Raw genomic sequence first — 23422 nt, 5'->3', positions numbered from 1 at the left:
TATCCTGATTCAATATGGAGAACACTGTGACTTGCCCCTATCCCTGCCGTCAATTAGCAGGCAGACGCCGGAGATCACTGAATGGATCTTGGCGATTTGTCTTCGATGAAGAACGCAAATTCCGTCAACCATCCGATATTTCCCAATGGCTTCCGGTTATTCTGGCGCCGTTCCCGCCGGACTTGAAAACTCACGGCATTGACGAGCATGGATTTAATCCCGCCTGCTTTTATGAGCGTGCTTTTCATCCCAAGGCCGAAAGCAGTCACATCCTGATGCCGGCCAGATTCGGCGGCGTTGCCTACGCCGAATATGTTCACGAAGTGAAACAGACGCGGGACCACTCGATCGCCCAGAACGGCGAGGAATTCATCCGCATCTATAAAGGGCTCATCGAAGTTTTTCCCCAAACGACGCTATTCCGCAGCTTCGGCCATACACAATTTACCGATACTTTTCAGAAAGCGAACGGTATGTTCATTATGGACATGCTGCCTGAGGATAAAGCGCTCGAACTTCAGAACATTGCAGTCGATATAGGGAGTCTGCAGCCATGAAAACATTCGCCGCCATCTTTGGCACACATCCTACGGCCAGCGCCGAAGCGCCGGGGCGCGTCGATCTGCTCGGCGAACATACCGGCTACAATGACGACGGTTATGTGTTGACAACGGCGATCCCGCAATCCACACACGTGCTGCTACGGCCTAACGAGGGTAACATTTTCAGGGTTTACGCCGCCAATCTGAAGCAGTTTATAGAATTCAATATGCTTGAGATGCCGGAGGAGCATTTCGGCCATTATATTTACGGCTGTCTGCGCCAGATAGAGGAACTCGGTATCGACTTACCGAAACTGGACATTTATATCGCATCCGATGTCCCCATCGGACTGGGTCTGTCCTCCAGCGCCGCGCTTGAGGTGGCGATGCTGAGGGCTTTACGCGTACTGCTTTCGCTCCCGTTGGACGATGTCCAGATTGCCCAGCTCGCGCAACGTGCCGAGATCGACTATGCGGGCGTTTATTGTAGCCTGATGGATCAGATGGCATCCAGTCAGGCTGACACGGGCCAGATGCTGTTCCTTGATACTCGCACGCTGGAACACCAAAAACTGCCGCTGCCGGCCGGAACGGAAATTCTGGTCATCGATTCAGGCGTTACACATACCCTGGCGAGCGATAAATTCAACGAACGCCGCACCGAATGCGAAGCAGCGGCAAGGTTGCTGGGCGTGGCCACATTACGTGATGTACCGGACCCTAGCCTGACTGAATCCTTGCCGGAGCCGTTATGCCGCCGCGCCCAGCATATCGTCAGCGAAAACAACCGTGTGCAGTGCGCACGCGAAAACATCAGTGCCGAGAAATTCGGGCAACTGATGAATAGTTCACACGACAGCTTGCGCAACAATTACGAAGTGTCTACACCCGAACTCGATGAGCTGGTGTCGATTTTGCGGCACCAAACCGGCGTGTATGGCGCGCGGCTCACCGGCACCGGTTTCGGCGGCACTTGTGTTGCGTTATGCGAGCAAGGCGCAGCGCTGCATATCGGTCAGGAAAGCGTAAAGCTTTACAATCAGCCCGGCCGCTCCGGCCGCCTGCTGGTCCCGAAACCACCGGAGTGAGCATATGTTGATTTGATGCCACGCTATGGCCTGCCGTATTAGCACAATGCTGTTATATCAACACGGTCGGTTCCGATGTTTAACTATGGATAAGTTCTAAAATCAAATCCGGCGCCAAGAGATCTTATTGGTGCAAAAACAGAGACATTGCGCCTTACTGATGCACCGAACCTGTTGCTGGTCGTTCGCCCGGCCGTCTTTTTTATAAGCTTTTGTACTTTCTTGAATGCTTGTCTGGCCTTATCCGACAAGCCTTTGGCTAATTTCTCATGACTGCGATCCAGTTTATGGCATGCCTATTGCAGTTATCTCAATGTCTAGAAAAAAATTCGGAACCCACTGTCATTAAAGGTTAATAAATTTTATTTAAGCTTCTGGCCGTAGGTTGTTATATCCCTTAAACCATAAGGAAAAATCGATGTCACACTTAACTGCATTTTTTGAATCCGTTATAACGTGGGCTGCGTTGACATCAGGAGAACTGGCCACGACAGCGCTGCTTGTGTTTTTCATCATACTATCAACACTTGAGGCACGCGCCCCTAAAATCCAAAATCCTCCATCAGGGAAACGTCGATCTATTCAGGCCAATATCAACTTGTTCGTTTTTAACAGCGCCGCGCTCTCGCTATTGCCGATTTCGTCTCTGCTGATACTGGCTGAACAATATTCAGGTAAAGGGCTACTGAGTTATATTGCCAATCCCGTGTGGAAAATCATCGTATCGTTTTTGTTGCTCGATCTGATGTTTTATCTCTGGCATAAAGCCAGTCATAGCTTTGATTGCCTATGGATTTTTCACAAAGTCCACCACAGCGACCCGCATTTAAATGTCTCGACAGCGTTTCGTGTGCACTTTGCGGAGTTGCTCGTTATTACGGCACTGAAAGCTGTTTACATTGTGCTGTTGGGTACGGATAAAACGATTGTGCTGATTAATGAGACTATCATGACTCTGTTCGTCATGTTCCATCACGCGAATATTTCATTCCGCAACGAAAAACTGCTAGGCAAGATCGTTATCGTGCCCTATCTGCACCGGGTCCATCATTCAACTGAACGCCACGAGCATGACCGCAACTACGGTTTGGTACTGTCAATCTGGGATCGCCTGTTCGGTACCTGCGCGGAGTTGGAGCCGGCTGAGATTGGCATCAAAAGCAGTGTGCCTCAGGACCTGCTGAGCCTTTTGAAACTGGGCTTCACCAACGCCACTGCCCCGGCAGCGCCTGTCCTTGTCCCCGAACATGTGAAACCAATGATCGCCGAGGCCGCCTACTTCAAAGCCAAAAGGCGCGGTTTTTCTCCCGGCTATGAGCTTGGCGACTGGCTGGAAGCCGAAAGAGACATCGTCAGACTGGTTTGTAAGGACCGCCTTCAGCGAAAACCGATGCCTAAGCAGAAACTGTTCAATCCCAGACTGATACGCTCCCGCTATGTTTGAGCATCAGAGTTGGCATGTCCTCATAGTGTATAGGCCGGGCCTACAAACCGGCCTATCTTTTACTGCCCATGATATGAGGCTGAGCGGAAGAACTGAAAGACTGCGCGCAGGCAAGTCCCATCAATAAGGCATAAACATAAGGAACAGCCGGAATTTGCATGCTGAAATCAACCAACGCATGAACTCCAATCAAGACCGTAGCGGCAACACCGATTGCCGGATAAATCATATCTCTCTTTCTAAGCAGAAAGCCTTTAAAGCAAAGCCACATGATTTTTAAAAAGCAATAAAACAACGCCAGGGCAGCCGGGAAACCGAGTTCAAAAATGGTTTCCAGATACGTGTTATGGGCATAGTCATGAATCAGCGGAACTGCTTCGATCCCGGCGATCTCCATAGTCTGATACAGATGAAAAGCCTCCTCATAACTGCCCAATCCGAAACCTGTCCAGGGATTACTGGCAATGGCGTTCCAGGTCAAGCCATAGACAGTCGTTCTGATTCTGCTTTCCTCATCCAGGCGTCCGAAACGATCAAGTAAGCCATCACTGCTGACGAAAAAAATAACCGCTCCCAACGCGGTCAGGGAACCCAGGATAACCAGCGTGTTTTTATTACGGGTACGGGGATTGACATAAAAAAGTATCAAAAAAACCAACAGGGCCAGACTGAAACTTAAAAAACCGCCGCGCGAATGCGACAGGATTAATGCCGAACTGATGGTGAAAAAAGCCAACAAAGGAAACCATGCACTCGTAATCAGATTCTCAATAAAACGTTGTCTGCCCAGATTGCCGGACAGATTATATTCCGCCAATATTTCCATGCGTTCACTCAGCAAAGCCAACGAGCACAGCAGCGTTAACCCCGCAAATGTCGCAAAATGATTTCTATTGATAAAAGTCGAAGATACGGAATCGGCATAGGGCCTTTCGTGCCACAAAACCACTTTGAAATCACCCAACTGAATGATCAGTCCATATACCGAGTAAATAAAGCCGGCCACCATTAATCCGTAAAAAGCGGATCTAGCTTTGTGCCTATCCTGGCCAAAACATAATGCCAACCAAAACACTAACGCGTAGCTTAACAAGCGCATGATTGAAGTCGTCGTATCGGCCGGATTCAAAGAAATAGCACCGGAAGAAAAGTCCAGCAGTTCATTTTGCGTTTGCCATAACGGGTGAAGCCACTCAGCAGCGGCTAGACCGGTTGTTTGTATCCAGGCCCAACACAGCACGACACAGAACAACACCGCCACATCGCCAATAGAACTCAAATGCTGAAAAAAAGGCGTTTGCCGTTTTCTGACAAAGAACTGTACAGCCCAAGCCATGCCTAACAGAGCCACCGACAGTGAACACAAACTCCATGACCAGGGACGATTGGCTCCGTATGGCAAAGGCGACAAAAATACAACAGCCAGCAAACTATAGAAGATCACTGTTCTTCGCCTAGTGAACGCCAACGGTATAAGCGCGCCATTCCATTAGTTTGATCTTATGCTGATCAGCAATCTGTTTTAGTTTGGATAAGTTATCGGTTGAAATGGAGGTCGTCAGTATGACTTCATCGATATTATGTTTCGAAACCAAATCATTGAAATCGTTTAACTCGCCCAATACAGCTTTCCCGTAAACATATTTCTCCTTCAATGAGCTATTGTCATCTATAAAACCGACCACATTCACAGAACCCAACTCGACACTATGATTTAAATGACGTTCACGCATGTATAAACCGCCATGCGTACCGGCGCCATAAACCAATACGTTGCGTTTATTATGATTATGGGCAGCGGCGCACCATTCCCTGACGACTTGATGAAGAGTCCGAATGCCGATTACGCCTATCAAGGAAAATAAACAAAACAACAACAACTGATTGAATGCCGAAATGTTCGCGTTGTTCGTCAGCAAACAAATCAATGCCCAGCTAATGCTGCAACCGACAACAACGGCCAGCATCAGGGACAGATAATCCCTGAAAAAACTGTTCCGCCAGATTTTAATATAAGCCTTGGATACAAACAGTGCTAAAAGGACGGGCATCACCCATATAGGCAAACGGAAAGCCCAGTCGCTCATGCCATGAAACGGCTGCTCGCCCGATAGAGCGATGACGCCTGCCAGCCAGGCGGAAAGCGACATCCACAGCAAATCGAACAGCGGGTAAAAAATCAGCTTGAAACGCGTGAGTTGAGGCCTGTCATTGGATCGGGCCAGTAGCCTGGTGGTCTCCCATAACTCGATCTGCAGCACATACTTAACAAGCAGATAAACAGCGGTGATAAATATAATCAAAAACAAACCGCTGGCAGCCTCCTGGGCGACAATGAAGAATAACCCCAAGCCGACGATCAACATATTAACCGCGTACAAAACCAGTGCCACATGGTGCTGTTTAAGGCCATAATCAAGCAGTCTGTGATGCAAATGCTCTTTATCAGGCTGCATGATCTTAACGCCCGGCTTGCCGTCTCGATCAGCCAGTACCTTACGGATTGAACGCCGCCAGATAGCCAGCAATGTATCGGTAATTGGAATGCCCGCAATAAAGAAGGGCACGGCCAGGATGACAAAGAAAGAGCCCTTGCCGCCCGCATGCAAACTGATACTGGCCAAAGCAAAGCCCAAAAACATGCTGCCGGTATCGCCCAGGAAAACTTTGGCCGGAAAAAAGTTATAGCGGAGAAATCCTACGCAGCCTCCGGCCAAAGCCAGGCAAATCATTGCGTCTCCGGGCACTCCCCGGAACAGAAAAACAGCCGCCAGGCCCACACTGGAAATCATCGCCAATCCCGAGCATAAGCCGTCCAAACCATCTATTAAATTAAATGCATTGACTATGCCCAGGGTCCAGATCAAAACAAAAATCAAACCGCCCCAAAACCCAAAATCAAAGCCCAACAAGTTAAATTGGTAGCCCGATAATAAATAGAGAGAAACAGTCGCCAGTCCCTGCCCTGCCAGCTTGCTTACAGGTGATATGCCCTGGTAATCATCGACTAAACCAACGATCAGTAAAATAGCCGACGAGATAAAAAAAGCATGCCACCAATTGACGCCCAGCCGGCCTGCAAAGTCCGGCCAGAGATAATGATAAAGCATGAAACAAGCGAAATTAAATCCAATAAATACGATGAATCCACCGCCTAATGGCGTGACTTTTTTATGAATACAACGCTCATTGGGAACATCCATTAAGCCGACATACGGAGCCAACTTTATAAACAGCGGAGTCAGCATGATAACAATCGCGGCAGATATACCAAATACTGCCCAATATTCGAACAAATAATCAGATAGCATTTATGTGTAATCCTTTAAGTTAAAAAGTATGATGGGTAAATGAACAATAATATCTACATGAAAAGCCAGCCGGCATACCGACTGGAAATGGTTCCGCTTTTTTCTTTAAGGCAAGCCCTCTTCTTTTCCATTGATTGAATTCAACTTAAATTTTTGAAAACTGAATTGCGCCAGTGCTTTTACCTGTCTATTACGATCCGTCTGTAATGATATGGACTCTGGCGACTTATCCATTTTTAGCAATCAGTTTCGATGTAGCGTGATGGGATCGGGCTTTCGCTGATTCCGCTTCGCTATTGCTTATCCCATTAACACCATGGCCGACAGCAAACGCCGTAATTTTGTCTACTGCGGATTCAACCGAAAATTGCTCATTCAGTAGCTTGTTCGCATTTTCTCCCATTTGAATCCTCGATTTCTCATCGTGTAGCAGCTTCAAGGCATTGTTTAACAGGCCTTCATCATCGCCATTGACAGTTATCAGCCCGGCGCCTGCATTTTCTATGACAGGCTTCAGATCATTGTCCGAATTGATGCTGCCCAATATGGGCATATGCTGAACCATATAGCCTAACAACTTGCCGGGAAAATTATGGGTCGTATGATCTCGATGAAGCGTAAAAAGCCCGATATCGAATTCGGCCAGCATCTGTTTGAATTCACCCTGCGAAACAGCCGGCATGAGCGAGATATTTATCAGCCCTTCGGTTTGAATGCTGTTACGGACAAGCCCAACCTCATCTCCTTCACCGACCAGAACAAAGTACGCCCTGGCTTCTGCCCGCATGTTCTTGGCCAGACGCACAATGTTCATCATATCCTGGGCATGGCCGATATTGCCGCCATAAAAATAAACGACCTTATCCTTGAGCCCCCAGGCTTCGCGATAATGGCTGCCAGATAAGGAAACGGGCTCGTTGGCCGCCCAGTTGTAAAGCACGTCTAAAGGCTTGCCGGTTTGTGCCGTTTTAGCAAACCATTCCCTATTTTTAGGAGATTGAATTGCTATCGTGTCTGCCGCCCGATAGCTGAGCCACTCGAAAAATCTGAAATATTTGGTGATGGGCGAGCGGGCGCTCAAAATGCCGTTGTCAATGACCCACTGCGGGAAGAAATCCCGCAAGATCAGATAGCTCGGCGCACCCCAAAGCTTCTTCAGCTTCATGACCAATCCGCCCCAGAAAATCGACGGCGAATAATAAATGATCAGATCATGCCTGTTGTTTTTAAAGTACTTTTTATAGGCCTGCCAGGCATTGTACGAAAGCAATGTCTCATTAATGGCTCTTTTGACTTTGGAAACGTTTTTGATTTCACCGGAACGAAAACGGCAGACCGTAACGCCATCCAAAGTTGTCATTTGAGGTCGATTGCTGACTCTGTGATCGGGTGTGATAACGGTGACCTGATCCCCGCGAGCTACAAACTCAACAGCCAGTTCATGCATCATCTTGGCCCCCACCTTGATGCTGCCGGGCAAATAATCGTCAATTATTAACAGGATTTTCATTTATTTCGGCCGGTAATGAGGGTAATAGTCAACATGCGTATACATCCACTCACGAGCTTCAACCAGCATGGCCTCATACTCCGGTTTTGGATAATTAAAGTCAGTTCTCGTGCACACTAAGCTTTTATCAACCGCATAACCTTCATAAGGCAATATGGAAATATCCCTATCCCATACCTTGGCAATAAGCTTCAGCAATTCGTATTTCGATATTTTTTCGCTGGGGCATAACTGGTAAAGCCCTGTAATGCCCCGCTTGATCATTTCATGGGTGACTTTTGCCAGTTCCAGTGTCGTGACGCCCGACCAGTAAGCTCTGGAATAACCCTTGATCTCGCCTTGCTGTTTAAAAAACCAATCCAGCAAGCCTGTGCCATTGTGTTTGAGTTCCGGGCCAATGATGGAGGTACGAATGGTCAGATCGTAATCATTAATGACTTCGCCCAGCGCTTTTGTTCTGGCATAGTTATCGTTGCCATCTCTGAACGAATCTTCACGATACTGGCCGTCCTTGCCCGAGAACACGCAATCCGTGCTGATATGGACCAGCTTGAAATCAAGCTGTTTACCCAGCCTGGCAAGAAAATGCGGCAGATAACTGTTGATTTGTATGGCGGTGCACATGTCGTCAGCAGATTTGCTGACCAGCACGCCAATGCAATTAATCACCAGGTCCGGATTGATTACGCTGAGATAAGCTTGCAGTCCGGAAAAATCAAGAACATCCAGCTTCTTATCGACATGCCGGCCGTCCTCGCGCGCCACGCCGAATACCTGATAATCACCGGTAGTCTGCAGGTATTCGGCCATAATATGGCCGGCCATGCCGGCACTGCCTAATACGATCACTTTTTTCATATCAGTAGTGCTTCCATACCGTTCTGTTAATGTAATCCATATAACTGACGATAATCCTGACGACCTTCTGGGAAACATTGTCTACGTCATAATCTTTCACCAGATGAATGCCATTCGGATTTTCGCGCCACTGATCGGTGACGATATCAATCGCATTGACGATGTCCTCGGCTTTAAGGCCCGACATGATCAATGTGCCTTCATCCATGCCTTCGGGTCGCTCATGGGCCTGACGGATGGTAATGGCTGGAAAGCCCAGTATGGACGCTTCCTCGGTAATGGTGCCGCTGTCGGAAATCGCGCAAAAAGCATGCTTTTGCAGACAGATATAATCAAAGAAACCGAGCGGCTTCATAAACTCGATCAGTGCGCTGAACTGCTTGCCGCTGAAAGATTCCAGTTTTTTCCGGGTGCGCGGATGAGTCGAGACAATGATCCTTTTGCCGTATTTCTCGGCGATACTATTTAACGAAGCCAGAAGATCATTAAAATTTTCCTCGGAATCGATATTCTCTTCCCTGTGCGCACTGACAATAAAAAAGTCCCGTGACGCCAATCCAAGCCGTTCCAGTACGTTCGATTTATCAATATCGGCCTGATAATGATTCAGCACCTCCAGCATTGACGAACCGGTTTTTATAACCGTTTCCGGATGAACACCTTCGGACACCAGATAGCGTCTGGCATGCTCGGTCAGCGTCATATTGATGTCACTGAGATGGTCGACTATTTTCCGGTTGATTTCTTCAGGCACGCGTTGATCGAAGCAGCGGTTGCCTGCCTCCATGTGAAAAACGGGTATCTTTCTGCGCTTGGCGGAAATCACGGACAGGCAGCTATTGGTGTCCCCGTATACCAGAAGGGCATCAGGACGCACCTCAGCTAAAAGCTGATCGGACTTTATAATGACATTGCCAATGGTTTCGGCGGCATTATTGCCGGCCGCGTTTAAAAAATAATCGGGCTTTCTGATGCCCAGTTCATTGAAGAACACTTCATTGAGCTCAAAATCGTAATTCTGGCCCGTATGCACCAAGACATGATCCGTGTATTTTTCAAGCTGGGCAATCACGCGGCTCAGTTTGATGATTTCCGGGCGCGTGCCCACGATGGTCATAATCTTTTTCATGGCTATCTTAAATCTGACTTGAGTTCGTCATTGATATAATCGAGCTTCATTAATAACTCGATCATACCTTCAACATCCAAACGTTCGGTGTTTTCGGAGGTATAGTCCTGTCCTTGAGATAAAACCTGCTCACCTTCTTCAAAATATTTGGCATAGTTCAGATCGCGGGTATCCGCAGGAATTCTGAAATACCCGCCCAAGTCTTCGGCTTTCAAATACTCTTCCCTGCACAGCAGCGCTTCATGCTTTTTCTCGCCGTGACGCGTACCCAAGATACGAATTTCATTCTTGGCATTAAAAATTTTCTTCAAGGCTTTAGCTAACGTTAAAACTGTTGCTGCCGGCGCCTTTTGAACAAATGTATCGCCTTGCACGCCATGCTTGAAGGCAAATAAAACCAGGTTAACCGCATCGGGTAACGACATCATGAAGCGCGTCATATCAGGATCAGTGATGGTCAACGGCATGCCCGATTTGATCTGTTCGATAAACAAAGGGATCACGGAACCGCGTGATGCCATGACATTGCCATAACGGGTGTTGCATATGACCGGTCCTTTACCAGGCACGTTACGGGATGTTGCAACAGCTACCTTCTCCATCAAGGCTTTGCTCATCCCCATCGCGTTAATCGGGTAAACGGCTTTATCCGTACTCAACACGATGGCATTTTTCACCTGATTTTTAATGGCCGCTTTCAGTGTATTTTCCGTGCCCAAAATATTGGTTTTAACGGCCTCGATGGGATAGAACTCACAGGAAGGGACTTGTTTTAAAGCCGCCGCGCTAAAGACATAATCAACGCCGCACATCGCCGCATCAATACTATCGAAGGAACGCACATCACCAATGTAAAACTTTATCTTGTCATTGTTATACTGAAGCCGCATGTCGTGTTGCTTTTTTTCATCACGACTGAATATGCGAATTTCCTGAATGTCGGTATCAAGAAATCTATCCAGCACAGCGTTACCGAAAGAACCAGTGCCACCAGTAATCAATAGCGTTTTATTAGCAAACATTATTTATCCGATATAATTATCGTTAAGAAAAAAATCTACAGTTTTTAAGTGGTAATCTGGCACAGCCAGATTGTGATGCTCGTTTGCAAGCCATCAGCTGTTACTCATCAATCAGCCAGCAAAATCGGTGTGCATCCGGTAACAGTTGGCCGAACATTGTTAAAAAACAACTTTAACGACAAAAAGGAGTTGATTTTGGTCGTTGCTTCCTTTCCGCTTTTTGGTCATACGGAATGGTTGGGAGCTGTATGCAAAACCTGCCTCGTGGATATAGGCCAATTAAAATGCACTATTCAGTGCCCGCCTGACCCAGGCAACAATCTCTATTTTGGCCTGCATCATCGCGCTTTTTTAAACTGTACCGAGTTCGCTTCCAGACATAGCCTAGACGCTTCAGCTCTGTTCGCAAAGTGGTACTGCCTATCTGGACGCCGAATGTTTTTTCCAATCTGCTCAATAGCAGTCGAGCTGTTAACGGTTCAGCCTCAATCCAGTTTCTGAGCTGATCGCGATGTTCATCTCTCAGCTTATTCGGCGCACCGCTACGAGGCTTATCCGGCAAGCTTGCAAAGCCAGTTTTCAACCATTTCCTTCGCCGTTCGCGAATCGCTTCCCGAGTCAGCCCCTGTTTTTCGGCGGTTTCCTTGACTGAGCGCCCTTCCGCTAACATCAGGATTGTCTCCGCTCGCTCTCTCTCCCGCCAATCGGCGCCCTTTTTAATGAGTTGCTGAAGCAATTCTCGATCGGTTTCGAGTAATTCTATTGGTTTAACCCCCATTTTTTATTTGGTCCTTTATATGTGGAAAACGGGAACTTTAATGCATATTAATTTTTCAAAATTTTATATATTAAAATTAATTTTATAACATATTTATATTTAGAAAAATTATAATTTATAAAGTTTGTGACAATAATCACCTTTGTTATCACTATATAAATTATTAGTACTAGATAAACATTATCTTCTGAATTTTCATTCTTTTACATTAACTTATATGTAAAAAAGATTTTAAACACATGTCAACTTATTGATAGCAATTAACAAGGAGCTTACTTATAAAAATATAGTTTATTATATTTTTCTATTAAAAAGTTGATAACTTATAAAGTTTGTGATGAATATCACCTTTATTTTACAGCCTGGTTATACTGCTTGTTTGTTTTCAGTATTACCAGAATATGGACAGGTATTTCTAGACAGAACCAGTTTTTATATGCGCCGGTCAGATTGGAATATAGTTGATTTATGGTTAGCGTTTACTTATCTGAAGTAACGAGTACTTTTCCATATTTATAATCTTCCTATAAATCACTTGACTCAAAATAGCATATAACATGCAACTATATCCTATTGTTTGAACTCCCAAGCTAAAGTATAAAGCTGAGTACGTAGACTCGATGCAGGTTTGTAGAGCTTTGCATTTCATCATGCAGGAAACGCTTCGCGGAGGAAATGCCCAAATCTATCGCGTCTTTATACTACTCACTTCCTGTATTGCAGTGTTTACTAGGCGCTGCATGAAATTGATAGAGTTGTTAATGGCATTTTTAAGTGGTAATGAAAATTTTTTCTCAATAAAAACATGCACAGCATATGCTGCTCCGAGAGCAGCAGCTATAGTGCTCCAAAGAAGTAGATGAGGATTGATTGCCGGATAGGCAATGTTAAAAATCATAAATCCGATATTTTGGTGAAGAAGATAAAGCGGATAGGTGAGCGAACCAGCCAATAGCCAGTTATTGCGACTAAAAAAACCTGTGCGTTTTAGAGAAACCAGGAGCATCACAAAAAAGAAAACGGTAATAATTCCGGCAACTACGTCGCTACTCATAACCGTATTGTAGTGCTTCTCAAAAGTTGACAGGCGATTGACCGTCTGAAATACGGCGAGACCCCACGACAAAATAATCATCCCAACTCTTGTTAGAGAAACGCCTTGAGACCAGATCAAGAAATAGGTCGCACCAGCTATAAAATAAGCGGAGAATTCAACTATCAGAAGAGATCGCAGTGAGCTTATGGGCATGATCTCAAGAGCAATCGAGGCGATCAGCCATAAAATTAGAAATAACTGTGCCTGATGAATTCTGCCAATTGCCAAAATGACTGCAACCAAGGCGTAAAACTTCATCTCTACCAACAAAGTCCCGTAAACACCATCAATGGAAGGCACGCCGACAAAACCGTTCAGCATGGTCAAGTTAATTAGATACTGACTTATAGATGCCGAAAATCGTGAGCCCCCGATAGCAATGATTGCAGCGAATGTAATAGTGCAACACGCCCAAAAAGCAGGATAAAGCCGAACAACTCTTGAAACAAAAAAGCGTCTCAAACTTCCGCTTGCAGCGGTCATCAGAATGACAAATCCGCTGATGATGAAAAATAGCTCAACGCCAAGATAGCCATACTTGGAAAAAGGGGCCAATAATGGGTATGGCATGACTGACATCGCATCTGCGGCGTAGCCTCTAAACGAATAATGGAAAAATACAACCGATAATGCAGCAAAGAATCTCAGCAAATCGATTTCATTGACTCTGGTATTTGTCATATGTAATTACCGTCTGACTTATAGTTAGGCGCATCAAAAAGGCGCCGCACATTATCTATATGGAATTATTTGAAACATGTGGAATCACGTCTTTTAAACGGCAACGAGACACTTCAGATATAACCCAAACTATTGAAGCATCAATATCATCTCCGCCCATTCGCGCCAGCTGGCACCTAATTTTTAACAGAGTGCTAGAGCAATTCTATTTAGCCACATTTTCTAAATCTTTAATATAATAAAAATAGGAAATTTAATATTAAAAATATTTAAAACGAAATATTTCTATTACAGATAAATTTTTACACTATTACATTATAAATATAATAGCTTATAAAATTTGTGATGAAATTCACCTTTAATACTGCTTGTTTGTTTTTCAATATTAATAGGATATCGGTAAATAATTTTAGGCTGGACCTGCCTATCTGTATGGACTTGTTAGGTTGGAATATGCACTTATCTAAAATTAATAATTATTTATCTGATTTAATTATTTTTTATAAGAAAGTCTATTGTTTTTTGCGCAGTATTGCTCCAATCAAATTTTAACGCCTGTTTATACGCCCTATCAGCCATTTCATTCATCATTGAAGCATCTGTTTCCGTACTCATGATTTTTTCACACAAATCGGCTGGCTCGTAAGGATCAAAATAAACTACTGCATCCCCGCCAAACTCAGGCATCGGCTCTATATTTGAACAAAGTACCGGTTTCCCGGCCGCGAGTTTTTCAAGCAAGATATTTGGGCAGCATTCGCAGGATGAAGCAAACAGCAAGACCCTGGCAGACTTATAAAGACTGGGTAATTTTTCATAATCAACTTTTCCTAAGTAAATCACTTTATCCGCAAGCCCTAGCTGATCAATCAATGCCATGGTTTCTTCGCCATATTGATTATATTTCGGCCCAGCCAAAACCAGAGGATACGGAAAATTATTGTCCAGCAGTTTCCTCCAAGTTTTTACAATCTCTTTTTGCGCCTTATAGACATCCAATATTGAAACATACAGATAGAATTGGTTTGGCTTCAGAATATCCGGCAAATCATAAGAATCTTCAGCATTTAAAAACCGACTGTTAAGCCCATGTGGAACAACAACGCCTTTATTCTCTATATCCGGCATATATTGCTTAATAACCGACATTGAATACTCGGATATAAACACGACCCTATCTGACTTTTGATATGACTTCAAAAACACAAAGCGCAACAACCACAGTTTGAATCGAATAATTGAAATAAGCGGAAACCGCTTCCGCTCCCTGTCATCAAATGGCAGCATATTTCTTAAGGCAGTGGCGCTGAGACAGCCTTTTGGGGCGGTGGTAATCATGACACCACCGGGCGCATAATAGATCGTCGCTCGCCATTCTTTCAACTTGAAAGGCAGAGTAATCCGCTCCCACATAGTCCGGTGCAGAATGCTTTTTGACGCCCATACCGCTTCAAAGAGTTCTATACGATCTGAACTGTATTGTGAAAACAACTGTTTATTCTGACTATTTACCAAAAGCAAGACCTTAAAATCGCCTTCTGGTAAATAACTGAGCAAGTTAATCAGATAAGTCTGACCGCCGCCTCGAAGAGCACTTAGGGCGTTAATTACAATAATTTTCATTTTATTGTGCCCGTGCAGAATGTTAGATAGTCATCTGATATTTTTTCTACAGCAAAACCATTAACTATATTTGCCGCTTCTTTGGATAACTGCGTCCTAATTTCTGCGTTATTAATTAAGGTTTCTAATCGGTTAGCAAGAAGCTCAACATCCCGCACAGGCACCAGGTAGCCATTTTTGCCATCAATAATTATATCTCTTGGCCCGGCGTCACAATCAAAACTGACACAGGGAAGTCCAGCAGCCATTGCCTCTACAAGCGCATTAGGAAAACCTTCTGAGATGGATGGAAAAGCAAATACAGATGCCTTAGCTAGCCAGTTATCTATTTCATTAACTGCACCAGGCATTATTACTTGATCATTTAAACCTAACCTTTCAGCCTGTTTTTTTAACTGATCATATAACGGTCCATCACCTAATATAGCTATTTTCCATTCTGTATCTTTAATTTTTTTGAATGCCTCTAAAAGATACTTTTGACCCTTTTCATTAACTAAACGGCCGACATTTAATATAATTTTCTCTTTCTCAATATTTTCGTAAATAGAAATAGCTTTTAACGGATTTGGAATAACCATTACATTTCTATTACCTGTATTTTTTTCAAGAACTAATTTAGCCAGACTGGTTTGAGCGATAATTCCATCAGCAAATCTATAAGTAATTTTTCTTAGAAATGAGATAAGAAATGGCAACTTTTTTTTAGGATTACTTCGGTCTGAGACAAATACTTTCACATTCAGATAAGAAGCAGCAAGAATCGTCAATATATTGTACTTACTCATAAAGCTTAGTACAAAATCAGGCTTTTGTTCTTTTAGTATTTTTCTTAATTTAAAGAAAACTTTCAGTTCATTAAAAACCTTAATGAATAGCCCCGAATGACTAAACCCTAGATTATGAATAATTACATTATCGTTGATATAATAAAAGTTTTCAGATTTAGCTAATAATACAAGGTGTATTTCATGTTGTTGAGTGCTCCAGGCATTTGCCAGCTCTGACATAACTCGCTCAGCTCCACCTTGACGCATGGTGGGAATAACCAGAACTACCTTATACACTCTCTTTTCCTCCATCTAACAAAAAAATAAGATAATCCCAGGCCCCAAATAATCATTCTAAGAGGATCAAAAAAACTGCCCCGCCCCATATAAAATGCCATGCTAGCAAGCAAAGCGGCTGTTACCATCCAATAATAGTTTTGCTGTAGCTTAAGCTCGTTTTCTACTTTCTTAAAAAACATTCCTAAAAGAAATAAGCAAAACAATACGCCGATCAAACCGAAGTTTAGAAATATATCCGCTACCAGGGAAGTTCCTTCGCCCGAGGGTGGGTAAAGTCCAAATTTCAAATATGTAATATATGCCGACGAACCCATTTCATAGGTAACATCTTCTGAAAGCTGTAAATAAATATTCTGAGCAAAAGGGAAAATACTCAGTATTTTGTCAAGCCAAAGCTTGCCATAGAAATAATCATGATATTGCGGTACAGCTGATAATGTGCTGTATAGTGTTCTTGCACTATTCGCCAGTTCCAAAGTAATATCATAACCCGATGTCATTTCGAAGTTATCTAACCCTGATGATAATATATTATCGCCATCCTTAGCGCTTCTTCCTAACCCGATCAATGTTAACAATAGCGACCCGATAATAGTCATTATAATTAGTTCTATAAATTTTATAGGTCTAATTAAGCTTCCAAATAAAACAAGAAATGCAAAAATAACTTGTATCGATGCCCCTCTATCACCAATAGAAAAAAATAACAAAATATAGCAAATAGTCAGAAATAAATATTTTTTATCCAAGCTTAGCAGCCAGACCATACTATTAAATTTAAAATTATTCTTATAGTTTAATAAAATAGTAGCGGTTATAACTACTATTGAAAATGAAAGAAGTAACTGAAAATATGCTGCAATACCTTCACCCGCAGCTGAGCCTCCCGAGCCTTTATATACACCGCCTGATAAATAATCAGATCCTGCTGTAGATAGAAACAGCACATTTAATATTACAGTAAGCCATAACAATTTTTTATAACTAAAAGAATAATCGACATTAACAGGCACTGTTCTTATCGCCAGAAAAGAATGCCCTAAAAACCAGGATACAATACCTGCTGCCGCGAGCCATGTTCCATAATTGACATAAAAGGAACTCATTGTGACTTTTGCGAATTTATCCGGATAAACTTCACTAATAGAAAACATAATCGGCCATTGAAAATGAACTATTCCATAGCCTAAAAGGAACATAATGTCCAAACGAAACCAATTTTTATTATCTTTTTCACTTAATAAATGAATAAAAGTTGCAGCAAAAAAGACAATAATATAAATAAGTAAAATTTCGGGATCAGTTACACTTTCAAATTCAGGCTTTACAAAAAAAAGCACCAATAATAAGAGAATAAAAGCTAATCTAATGTATATTGCATTTATTTTTATCAAGCTATAGATTCCCAACAAAAGGCCCACAATGATTCTCATGCTACCAAGTCTTAATAATTTCGATGTTAATTCCTCAGTACTTGGATCACTATTAACAAATCATCTTTTCAACTCCGCCCCCACCTTAATTTAATTAAGACCTGATCTGTGCCAAAGTTTGTAAATTATCAAGTCCGGAAGCTGGCATATTGCAGATATCCAATACCATCTACTGTTTTTATTTTTTCGGTTAACGGATATTCAATTATTATGAAATTTGATATTCACGTCGCCAAAGTTCAAACAGCACTAAGCTAAACAACCGTTCGCTATTGTGTTTTCCGGAATCCTGCCCTTGAAGCAATTGACTTACAGCGTTTCGATCGAATAAACATTGCTTATCCAGCAAAACTTCATAAAACATTTCCCGCCACAAGCCAGCTTTCAACCAATTAGGCAACGGAATGGAAAAACCATGTTTGCGTTGCAGATCGAATTCTGGAGGCAAAACGCGAGCGGCAAGCCGCTTTAGTAGAATCTTGCGTTGATCTATTGTTGTTTTAAGAGACGACGGCACTCGACCAAAGGCAAATTCAATGATGCGGTAATCAAGCAGCGGTGCGCGGATTTCCAGTGAAGTTAACATGCTGGCTCGATCTACTTTGACTAAAATGTCTTCTGCCAGATAATTATTGAAATCCATACGAGTAACGCGTTGCAGAAGATCCGTTGTTTGAGGAACTCGCTTACTACGAATCTTTTCTGCTACTGGAGAGCAAGAATCAATGGAGCTTAACAATTGTCGGCGAGCTAAAGGATCAAAATAAGTAGCAACTGACGGCAGATCCCGGGAAAGATCAGTTCCGAGAGACTGTAACGTGTGCCGTCCTTTGAATCCTGTAGGCAGCAAACTACCGCCGATTGCAAGAGGTTTGCGCAGCGCCGTGGGAATCCATCCAAATTTTTGATGCGTCCATAAAAGCCGGTTGTAATAAGCATACCCGCCGAATAATTCATCACCCCCATCGCCACCTAACGCCACGGTGCAGTGCTGTCTTACCAACTGGCTAACCAAGTAAGTGGGAATCATGGAAGAGTCAACCATCGGCTCATCATATTGACGCGCTAAAATAGGCAATAAATCGGGACTGACATCGTCTGCTTGGAGTTCGATATGCTCAGTCCCAAAGTTCTGAGCTATTAGGCGCGCATGCGGGGCTTCATTGTATTTATCAAAACTTGGAAACCCCACGTTAAAGGTTTTAACTCGGCTAGATTCACGCACCGCCATTGCAGTTATTAAACTCGAATCAACGCCTCCACTTAACAGAACGCCGACAGGCACATCCGCGACTAATTGACGACGAACCGCATCCTGCAAGAGCACTTCCAACTCGTCCAGTAGTTCATCTTCATCGACTTGGAAGGAGGTGGGGAAAACATCCTGCTCTGGCAGACTCCAGTAGCGCCACACTTTGATTGTACCCATTGCACAATCAAACAGTATTGCATGTGCTGGCGGCAGTTTATTCACGCCCTGTATCGCGCAGTGATCGCCCGGGATATAGCCCATGGATAAATAACAATCCAGCGCTTCGTAATTAATAGCATGGTTGAATGCGGAATCAGCCAACAACCCTTTCAGTTCAGAGGCAAAACGTAATTCACCGCTAGCCTGCGCATAGAACAAAGGTTTTTCCCCGGCCCGATCACGAGCCAGAAAAATTTTTTTTACCCTGGCATCGTATAGGGCAAAAGCGAACATGCCGTTGAGCCGTGAAAGACATTCCGTTCCCCACTCAAGGTAGGCCGAGAGGATCACTTCAGTGTCACTGTGAGAATTGAAGACGTAGCCTTTTCCTTTAAGCTCTTGCTTCAAGTCGAGATAGTTGTAGATTTCACCATTGAATACGATAGTCAGATTCTTTGTCATATCGTGCATTGGCTGATGTCCAGCCGGAGAAAGATCCACAATAGAGAGTCGCCGATGAGCCAGGCCTACTCGTTTATCTGCAGACCACCATTCTCCTGCATCATCTGGCCCACGATGCGTCATGGCATCACGTCCTTTAAGCAGCCATGCTTGCTGCTCAACCGGCGAGCTAGAGGCAATACCCACAATACCGCACATTACACAGCACTCCTTATTAAAAACAATTACGTACCTTCGTGAATAGGTTTCAGTAATTGCTTCAATTGTTAATTTTTTATGTAAGCAGACACGTTAGCAGTTAGCTGGAGCGGCCAGAGTGTCTGAAGAGTTCAATTAATCACGCCTGATAGCGCACCAGCATTATCGAATGGCGCAAATAACGCGGAGGTTTCGTCTAAAATTTTTCTGTATCTGGTCTTTCACTAAAACTAAATGAACATCCGCTGTCGCTGTATCAAGAACAACGTTTTAAACTCCCTCATATCGGCTTGTGCAAACGAGCACCAACATTTTTAGCGAATATCACTAGAAGCTTATGAGCCGATTCCAGATAAAATCCTTCTTATAAATTAAACATCGTCCTTATAATTTTTTCTTTTTTAACTTGCTCTGTTGAAAGTGTATTTATGAAAAGATGACTATTTTTTTCTTTAAATTCATCAATTGAGCAAATATATTTAACTGGCACCCCGGCATAAACACTATTGGATTTTAATTCGCCTCTGACAAGACTACCGGCCCCGATAATAACATTATCTCCAACTTTAGTACCTGATAATATAGTTACATTAATACCAATATAAACATTATTTCCGATAATAATCTTTCTAAATAAATCAGCTTTTTCAAATTCCTTATGTAAATTCCTTAAAACATGCACAGCACCATCATGATTAAGAAAATATACATTTATAGAAGTTCGAATATTGTCACCGATTTCTATCAAGTAAGGCTCAGATCCAAAATACTTTGTATTAATAATAGGATTGGCTCCTAATTTAACACCTATAAATTTTGCGTACTTCACCGGACTAAGAAATTTATAAGCCAGATATTTTAATATTTTATTCATTTTAGTTTATCGAAATTATATTTGCTTCAGCATGCACTTAGTTCTTCTTTCTTTTTTAAAAACTGCTTATTTTTTATAAAATATAAAATTAGATTTGTAAATTGTGCAAATGAAAATAACAATAACATATCAACATAACTTAATGAGTAAATCTTAAAAGCCATATATGCTGAACAAATCAAAGCAAAAAACACAAAATTCACAAGCAGATTGTAATTAAATAATTTAAATATTGATATTGCTCTGGAATAGGGAATGTTTATTGCCCATACAAAGTAGAACACAGCCATATAACTAAAAATGCGTTGTATTTCTTTAATCTCTTCAAAAGAGAATTTACCTTTAAAAAACAGACCCAAAATATAAGGCAAAATGAAATATAATACCGTGAACCCTATCACAAGCAAGAGAACTGTTTGAACTAAGACATCCCTTCTCAATCCGTTAACTTCATTAAACTTTTTATGGGCAACAACTTCATTAAGCTTAGCTACGTATACGTTCACTATTGGTGCATTAGTTATCTGAAACAAAGCCACCGAGAACTTATTAGCATAATTGAATAACGAATAAACGCCGCTACCAAAGCTCGTAAAAACAGAGACTAAAATAATATCCTTGAATCCATATAGCAACAAACCAATATTCATTTTTATTGAGTTTCGGTAGATATTAGGCATATCTTTTTGATAAATGGATAACCGATATCTATAATTCAATCTGAAAAAGACCAGGTAGAGTTGCCATATAACGGCTAATATAGCGGCAACGATAGTAGAATATGCAATAATGAGTATATTGCCTTCTGAAAAAAATAATAAGACTATTAAATTAACACTTGTTATAAAAATATCAACCAGGTAAAAAACAGCAAAGTGCTTCTCAAGATTCAACAATGACTTATTAAATAAAATAATACTTTGAAGAACTAAATAATAAATAAATATATCTAGAAACTCTTTTTTACCCGGGGAAATTACACGAAAATTATCGGTGATTAAAAAATATAGCAGAATCTCTACAAAAGAGATCATAATTACATTATTGAGTAATACTGAATATAATTTTGATGCCAACTGTAAGTTTTCTACTTTTAGTTTTGCATAATAGGGACTCATAGCTCCCCATACACATTGAGCCAAAATACCCATATAACCCACTATTGCAATGGAAACAAAGTAAATATCGGTATTGGCGCCCGCACCAAATTTGCGACCCAAAAAAATAATAAACACAAATGAAATAGCTATATTTATAAGTGACAATAAATTATACTGTAAACTTTTGCTAAACATTATATTGCCAATTTTAAAATTAAAAGTTATATGTTTTTTTTGATATTTGGCTAAATTGTTTACGCTCGCTTATTGAGCATAAATCTAATCATAACGATTTATATTAAGACTTTAGTAGCTTGAGTAAGCCATTCATAATCATCAATTGTCCTGGATCATTATTTATTCAGACAAATATTTTTAAACTTCTCAGCGACAAAATAATAAGAAGAAGCCCTTCCCGGGCCATAGTTTCAATGTGACGGTTAATTGAAACTTATAAGGTTCTATAGCCTGATCCGACATCGACCACGAATCCCTTATCAACTTAGAACTTACGTCTTCGCGTCTGATTGACTTCTTTTTCAGGAGTATTTTTACGCCTTTTCTATTGAACAGGATTCGGGTGGCGCTGATATACATCAGCACATCTAACGCATCCACTAAGGATAATCACCCTCGCCCTTGATCTTTTTGTACCAAAATCACATTTCACGGAACAGGAGCTTTTTAGTACTTCGGCTATTATGTCGATAACCAATAATATTTAAGCACCCGCCTTTGCCTCGGCTTGCCGGCAAGAGTTTCCGGAAAAATGAAATTAATTGGTTGTTACGTTGTTGTACGCCAGATACCAATCAACAAATTTTCCAATGCCTTTTTCGATAGTCGTATCGGGTTTGTACCCTACATCCGTTACCAGCGCTTCCACATCGGCATAAGTATCCGGTACATCCCCGGGCTGTAATGGCAGCAGCTGTTTTTCTGCTGTTTTACCCAGGGCTTTTTCCAGGGTTTCTATATAAGTCAGCAATTCGACCGGGTTTTGGTTGCCGATATTGTAGACCCGCCATGGCGCCTTGCTGGTGCCCGGATCCGGCAGTTTGCCGGTCCATTCCGGGTTGGGCTTGGCGGGATTGTCCAGCGTTCTGATGATGCCTTCGACGATATCATCGATATAAGTAAAATCCCGGCGATGCTTGCCATAGTTAAATACCTGGATAGGCTCGCCCGCCAGTATGGCCTTGGTAAATAAAAACAGAGCCATATCCGGCCTTCCCCACGGACCGTAAACGGTAAAAAACCTTAGCCCGGTGGTCGGCAGTTGATATAAATTGCTGTAGGTATGCGCCATCAGTTCGTTGGCTTTCTTGGAGGCGGCATACAGGCTGAGCGGATGATCGACATTGTCATGCACGGAAAACGGCATGGTTTCATTGGCGCCATAAACCGAGCTGCTGGAGGCATAAACCAGATGCTCTACCTGATGATGCCGGCAGCCTTCCAGAATATTGATAAAGCCGACGATGTTACTGTCGATATAAGCATGAGGATTCTCTATGGAATATCGGACACCGGCTTGTGCGGCCAGGTTGACGACCCGTTGAGGCTGATGTTGTTTAAACAGCCGCTCCATCGTTTCCCGGTCGGCGATATCGGCGCGCACGTCGGTATAATTCTTATGATCCAGAATGCGAGCCAGGCGGGCCTTTTTCAGGTTGACATCGTAGTAATCATTAAGATTATCCACACCGATGACTTCATCGCCTCTTTCCAGTAATTTGATGGCCAGGTGATTGCCGATAAAGCCAGCGGTGCCGGTGACTAATACTTTCAT

At 42.7% G+C, this 23422-nt stretch carries 18 protein-coding genes; 3 read left to right on the top strand and 15 right to left on the bottom strand.

Annotation, left to right across the window (positions count from 1 at the left end; all coding sequences use genetic code 11):
- Positions 1-26: 26 nt before the first annotated feature.
- The 3 genes from METLU_RS0122910 to METLU_RS0122900 all read left to right on the top strand — a co-directional run bounded on the left by METLU_RS0122910 (position 27) and on the right by METLU_RS0122900 (position 3074).
- Positions 27-557: a hypothetical protein gene (locus METLU_RS0122910; protein WP_155920690.1), complete on the top strand. Its 531-nt coding sequence runs from the start codon at positions 27-29 to the stop codon at positions 555-557.
- Positions 554-1630: a galactokinase gene (gene galK, locus METLU_RS0122905; RefSeq protein WP_027160234.1), complete on the top strand. Its 1077-nt coding sequence runs from the start codon at positions 554-556 to the stop codon at positions 1628-1630. Before METLU_RS0122910 ends, galK begins: the two co-directional genes overlap by 4 nt.
- Before the next feature lie 418 nt (positions 1631-2048).
- Positions 2049-3074, top strand: coding sequence for a sterol desaturase family protein (locus METLU_RS0122900; RefSeq protein WP_027160233.1), 1026 nt, complete (start codon positions 2049-2051; stop codon positions 3072-3074).
- 52 nt (positions 3075-3126) lie between these two features.
- On the opposite strand, the gene METLU_RS0122895 is transcribed toward METLU_RS0122900, so the two are convergent.
- The 15 genes from METLU_RS0122895 to METLU_RS0122820 all read right to left on the bottom strand — a co-directional run bounded on the left by METLU_RS0122895 (position 3127) and on the right by METLU_RS0122820 (position 23422).
- Positions 3127-4518, bottom strand: coding sequence for an O-antigen ligase family protein (locus METLU_RS0122895; protein ID WP_155920688.1), 1392 nt, complete (start codon positions 4516-4518; stop codon positions 3127-3129).
- Positions 4519-4528: 10 nt separating this feature from the next.
- Complete coding sequence (locus METLU_RS26960) at positions 4529-6385, bottom strand: hypothetical protein (protein ID WP_051300160.1); 1857 nt, start codon at positions 6383-6385, stop codon at positions 4529-4531.
- A gap of 226 nt (positions 6386-6611) precedes the next feature.
- Positions 6612-7895: a glycosyltransferase family 4 protein gene (locus METLU_RS0122885; protein ID WP_027160231.1), complete on the bottom strand. Its 1284-nt coding sequence runs from the start codon at positions 7893-7895 to the stop codon at positions 6612-6614.
- Positions 7896-8753 carry a dTDP-4-dehydrorhamnose reductase family protein gene (locus METLU_RS0122880; protein WP_027160230.1) on the bottom strand — a complete coding sequence of 286 codons (858 nt, stop codon included), beginning with the start codon at positions 8751-8753 and terminating at the stop codon, positions 7896-7898.
- 1 nt (position 8754) lies between these two features.
- On the bottom strand, positions 8755-9882 hold the full coding sequence (wecB, locus tag METLU_RS0122875) for a non-hydrolyzing UDP-N-acetylglucosamine 2-epimerase (protein ID WP_027160229.1): 1128 nt from the start codon (positions 9880-9882) through the stop codon (positions 8755-8757).
- 2 nt (positions 9883-9884) lie between these two features.
- A complete protein-coding gene (locus METLU_RS0122870; protein WP_027160228.1) occupies positions 9885-10904 on the bottom strand; it encodes a polysaccharide biosynthesis protein in 1020 nt (339 codons plus the stop codon).
- Between the two features lie 289 nt (positions 10905-11193).
- Positions 11194-11682, bottom strand: a complete 489-nt coding sequence (locus METLU_RS26305) for a helix-turn-helix domain-containing protein (RefSeq protein WP_051300158.1) — start codon at positions 11680-11682, stop codon at positions 11194-11196.
- Between the two features lie 685 nt (positions 11683-12367).
- Positions 12368-13459, bottom strand: coding sequence for an acyltransferase family protein (locus tag METLU_RS26300; RefSeq protein WP_051300156.1), 1092 nt, complete (start codon positions 13457-13459; stop codon positions 12368-12370).
- A gap of 489 nt (positions 13460-13948) precedes the next feature.
- On the bottom strand, positions 13949-15082 hold the full coding sequence (locus tag METLU_RS0122855) for a glycosyltransferase family 4 protein (protein ID WP_027160227.1): 1134 nt from the start codon (positions 15080-15082) through the stop codon (positions 13949-13951).
- Positions 15079-16149 (bottom strand): glycosyltransferase family 4 protein, encoded by a 1071-nt coding sequence (locus METLU_RS26295; protein WP_051300154.1) that lies wholly within the window; start codon positions 16147-16149, stop codon positions 15079-15081. Before METLU_RS26295 ends, METLU_RS0122855 begins: the two co-directional genes overlap by 4 nt.
- Positions 16137-17585, bottom strand: a complete 1449-nt coding sequence (wzy, locus tag METLU_RS0122845; protein ID WP_027160226.1) for an O-antigen polysaccharide polymerase Wzy — start codon at positions 17583-17585, stop codon at positions 16137-16139. The genes METLU_RS26295 and wzy overlap by 13 nt, the downstream gene beginning before the upstream one ends.
- A 208-nt stretch (positions 17586-17793) precedes the next feature.
- Complete coding sequence (gene asnB / locus METLU_RS0122840; RefSeq protein WP_027160225.1) at positions 17794-19656, bottom strand: asparagine synthase (glutamine-hydrolyzing); 1863 nt, start codon at positions 19654-19656, stop codon at positions 17794-17796.
- Between the two features lie 364 nt (positions 19657-20020).
- On the bottom strand, positions 20021-20530 hold the full coding sequence (locus METLU_RS0122835) for an acyltransferase (RefSeq protein ID WP_027160224.1): 510 nt from the start codon (positions 20528-20530) through the stop codon (positions 20021-20023).
- Positions 20531-20556: 26 nt separating this feature from the next.
- On the bottom strand, positions 20557-21825 hold the full coding sequence (locus METLU_RS0122830; RefSeq protein WP_027160223.1) for a lipid II flippase MurJ: 1269 nt from the start codon (positions 21823-21825) through the stop codon (positions 20557-20559).
- Positions 21826-22405: 580 nt separating this feature from the next.
- Positions 22406-23422: an NAD-dependent epimerase gene (locus METLU_RS0122820; protein ID WP_027160221.1), complete on the bottom strand. Its 1017-nt coding sequence runs from the start codon at positions 23420-23422 to the stop codon at positions 22406-22408.

It is taken from the genome of Methylobacter luteus IMV-B-3098, assembly GCF_000427625.1.
In the GTDB taxonomy this organism is placed as follows: Bacteria; Pseudomonadota; Gammaproteobacteria; order Methylococcales; family Methylomonadaceae; genus Methylobacter; species Methylobacter luteus.
Note: the sequence above shows the minus strand (reverse complement) of the source record. Positions and strands in the feature narration are given on the sequence as shown.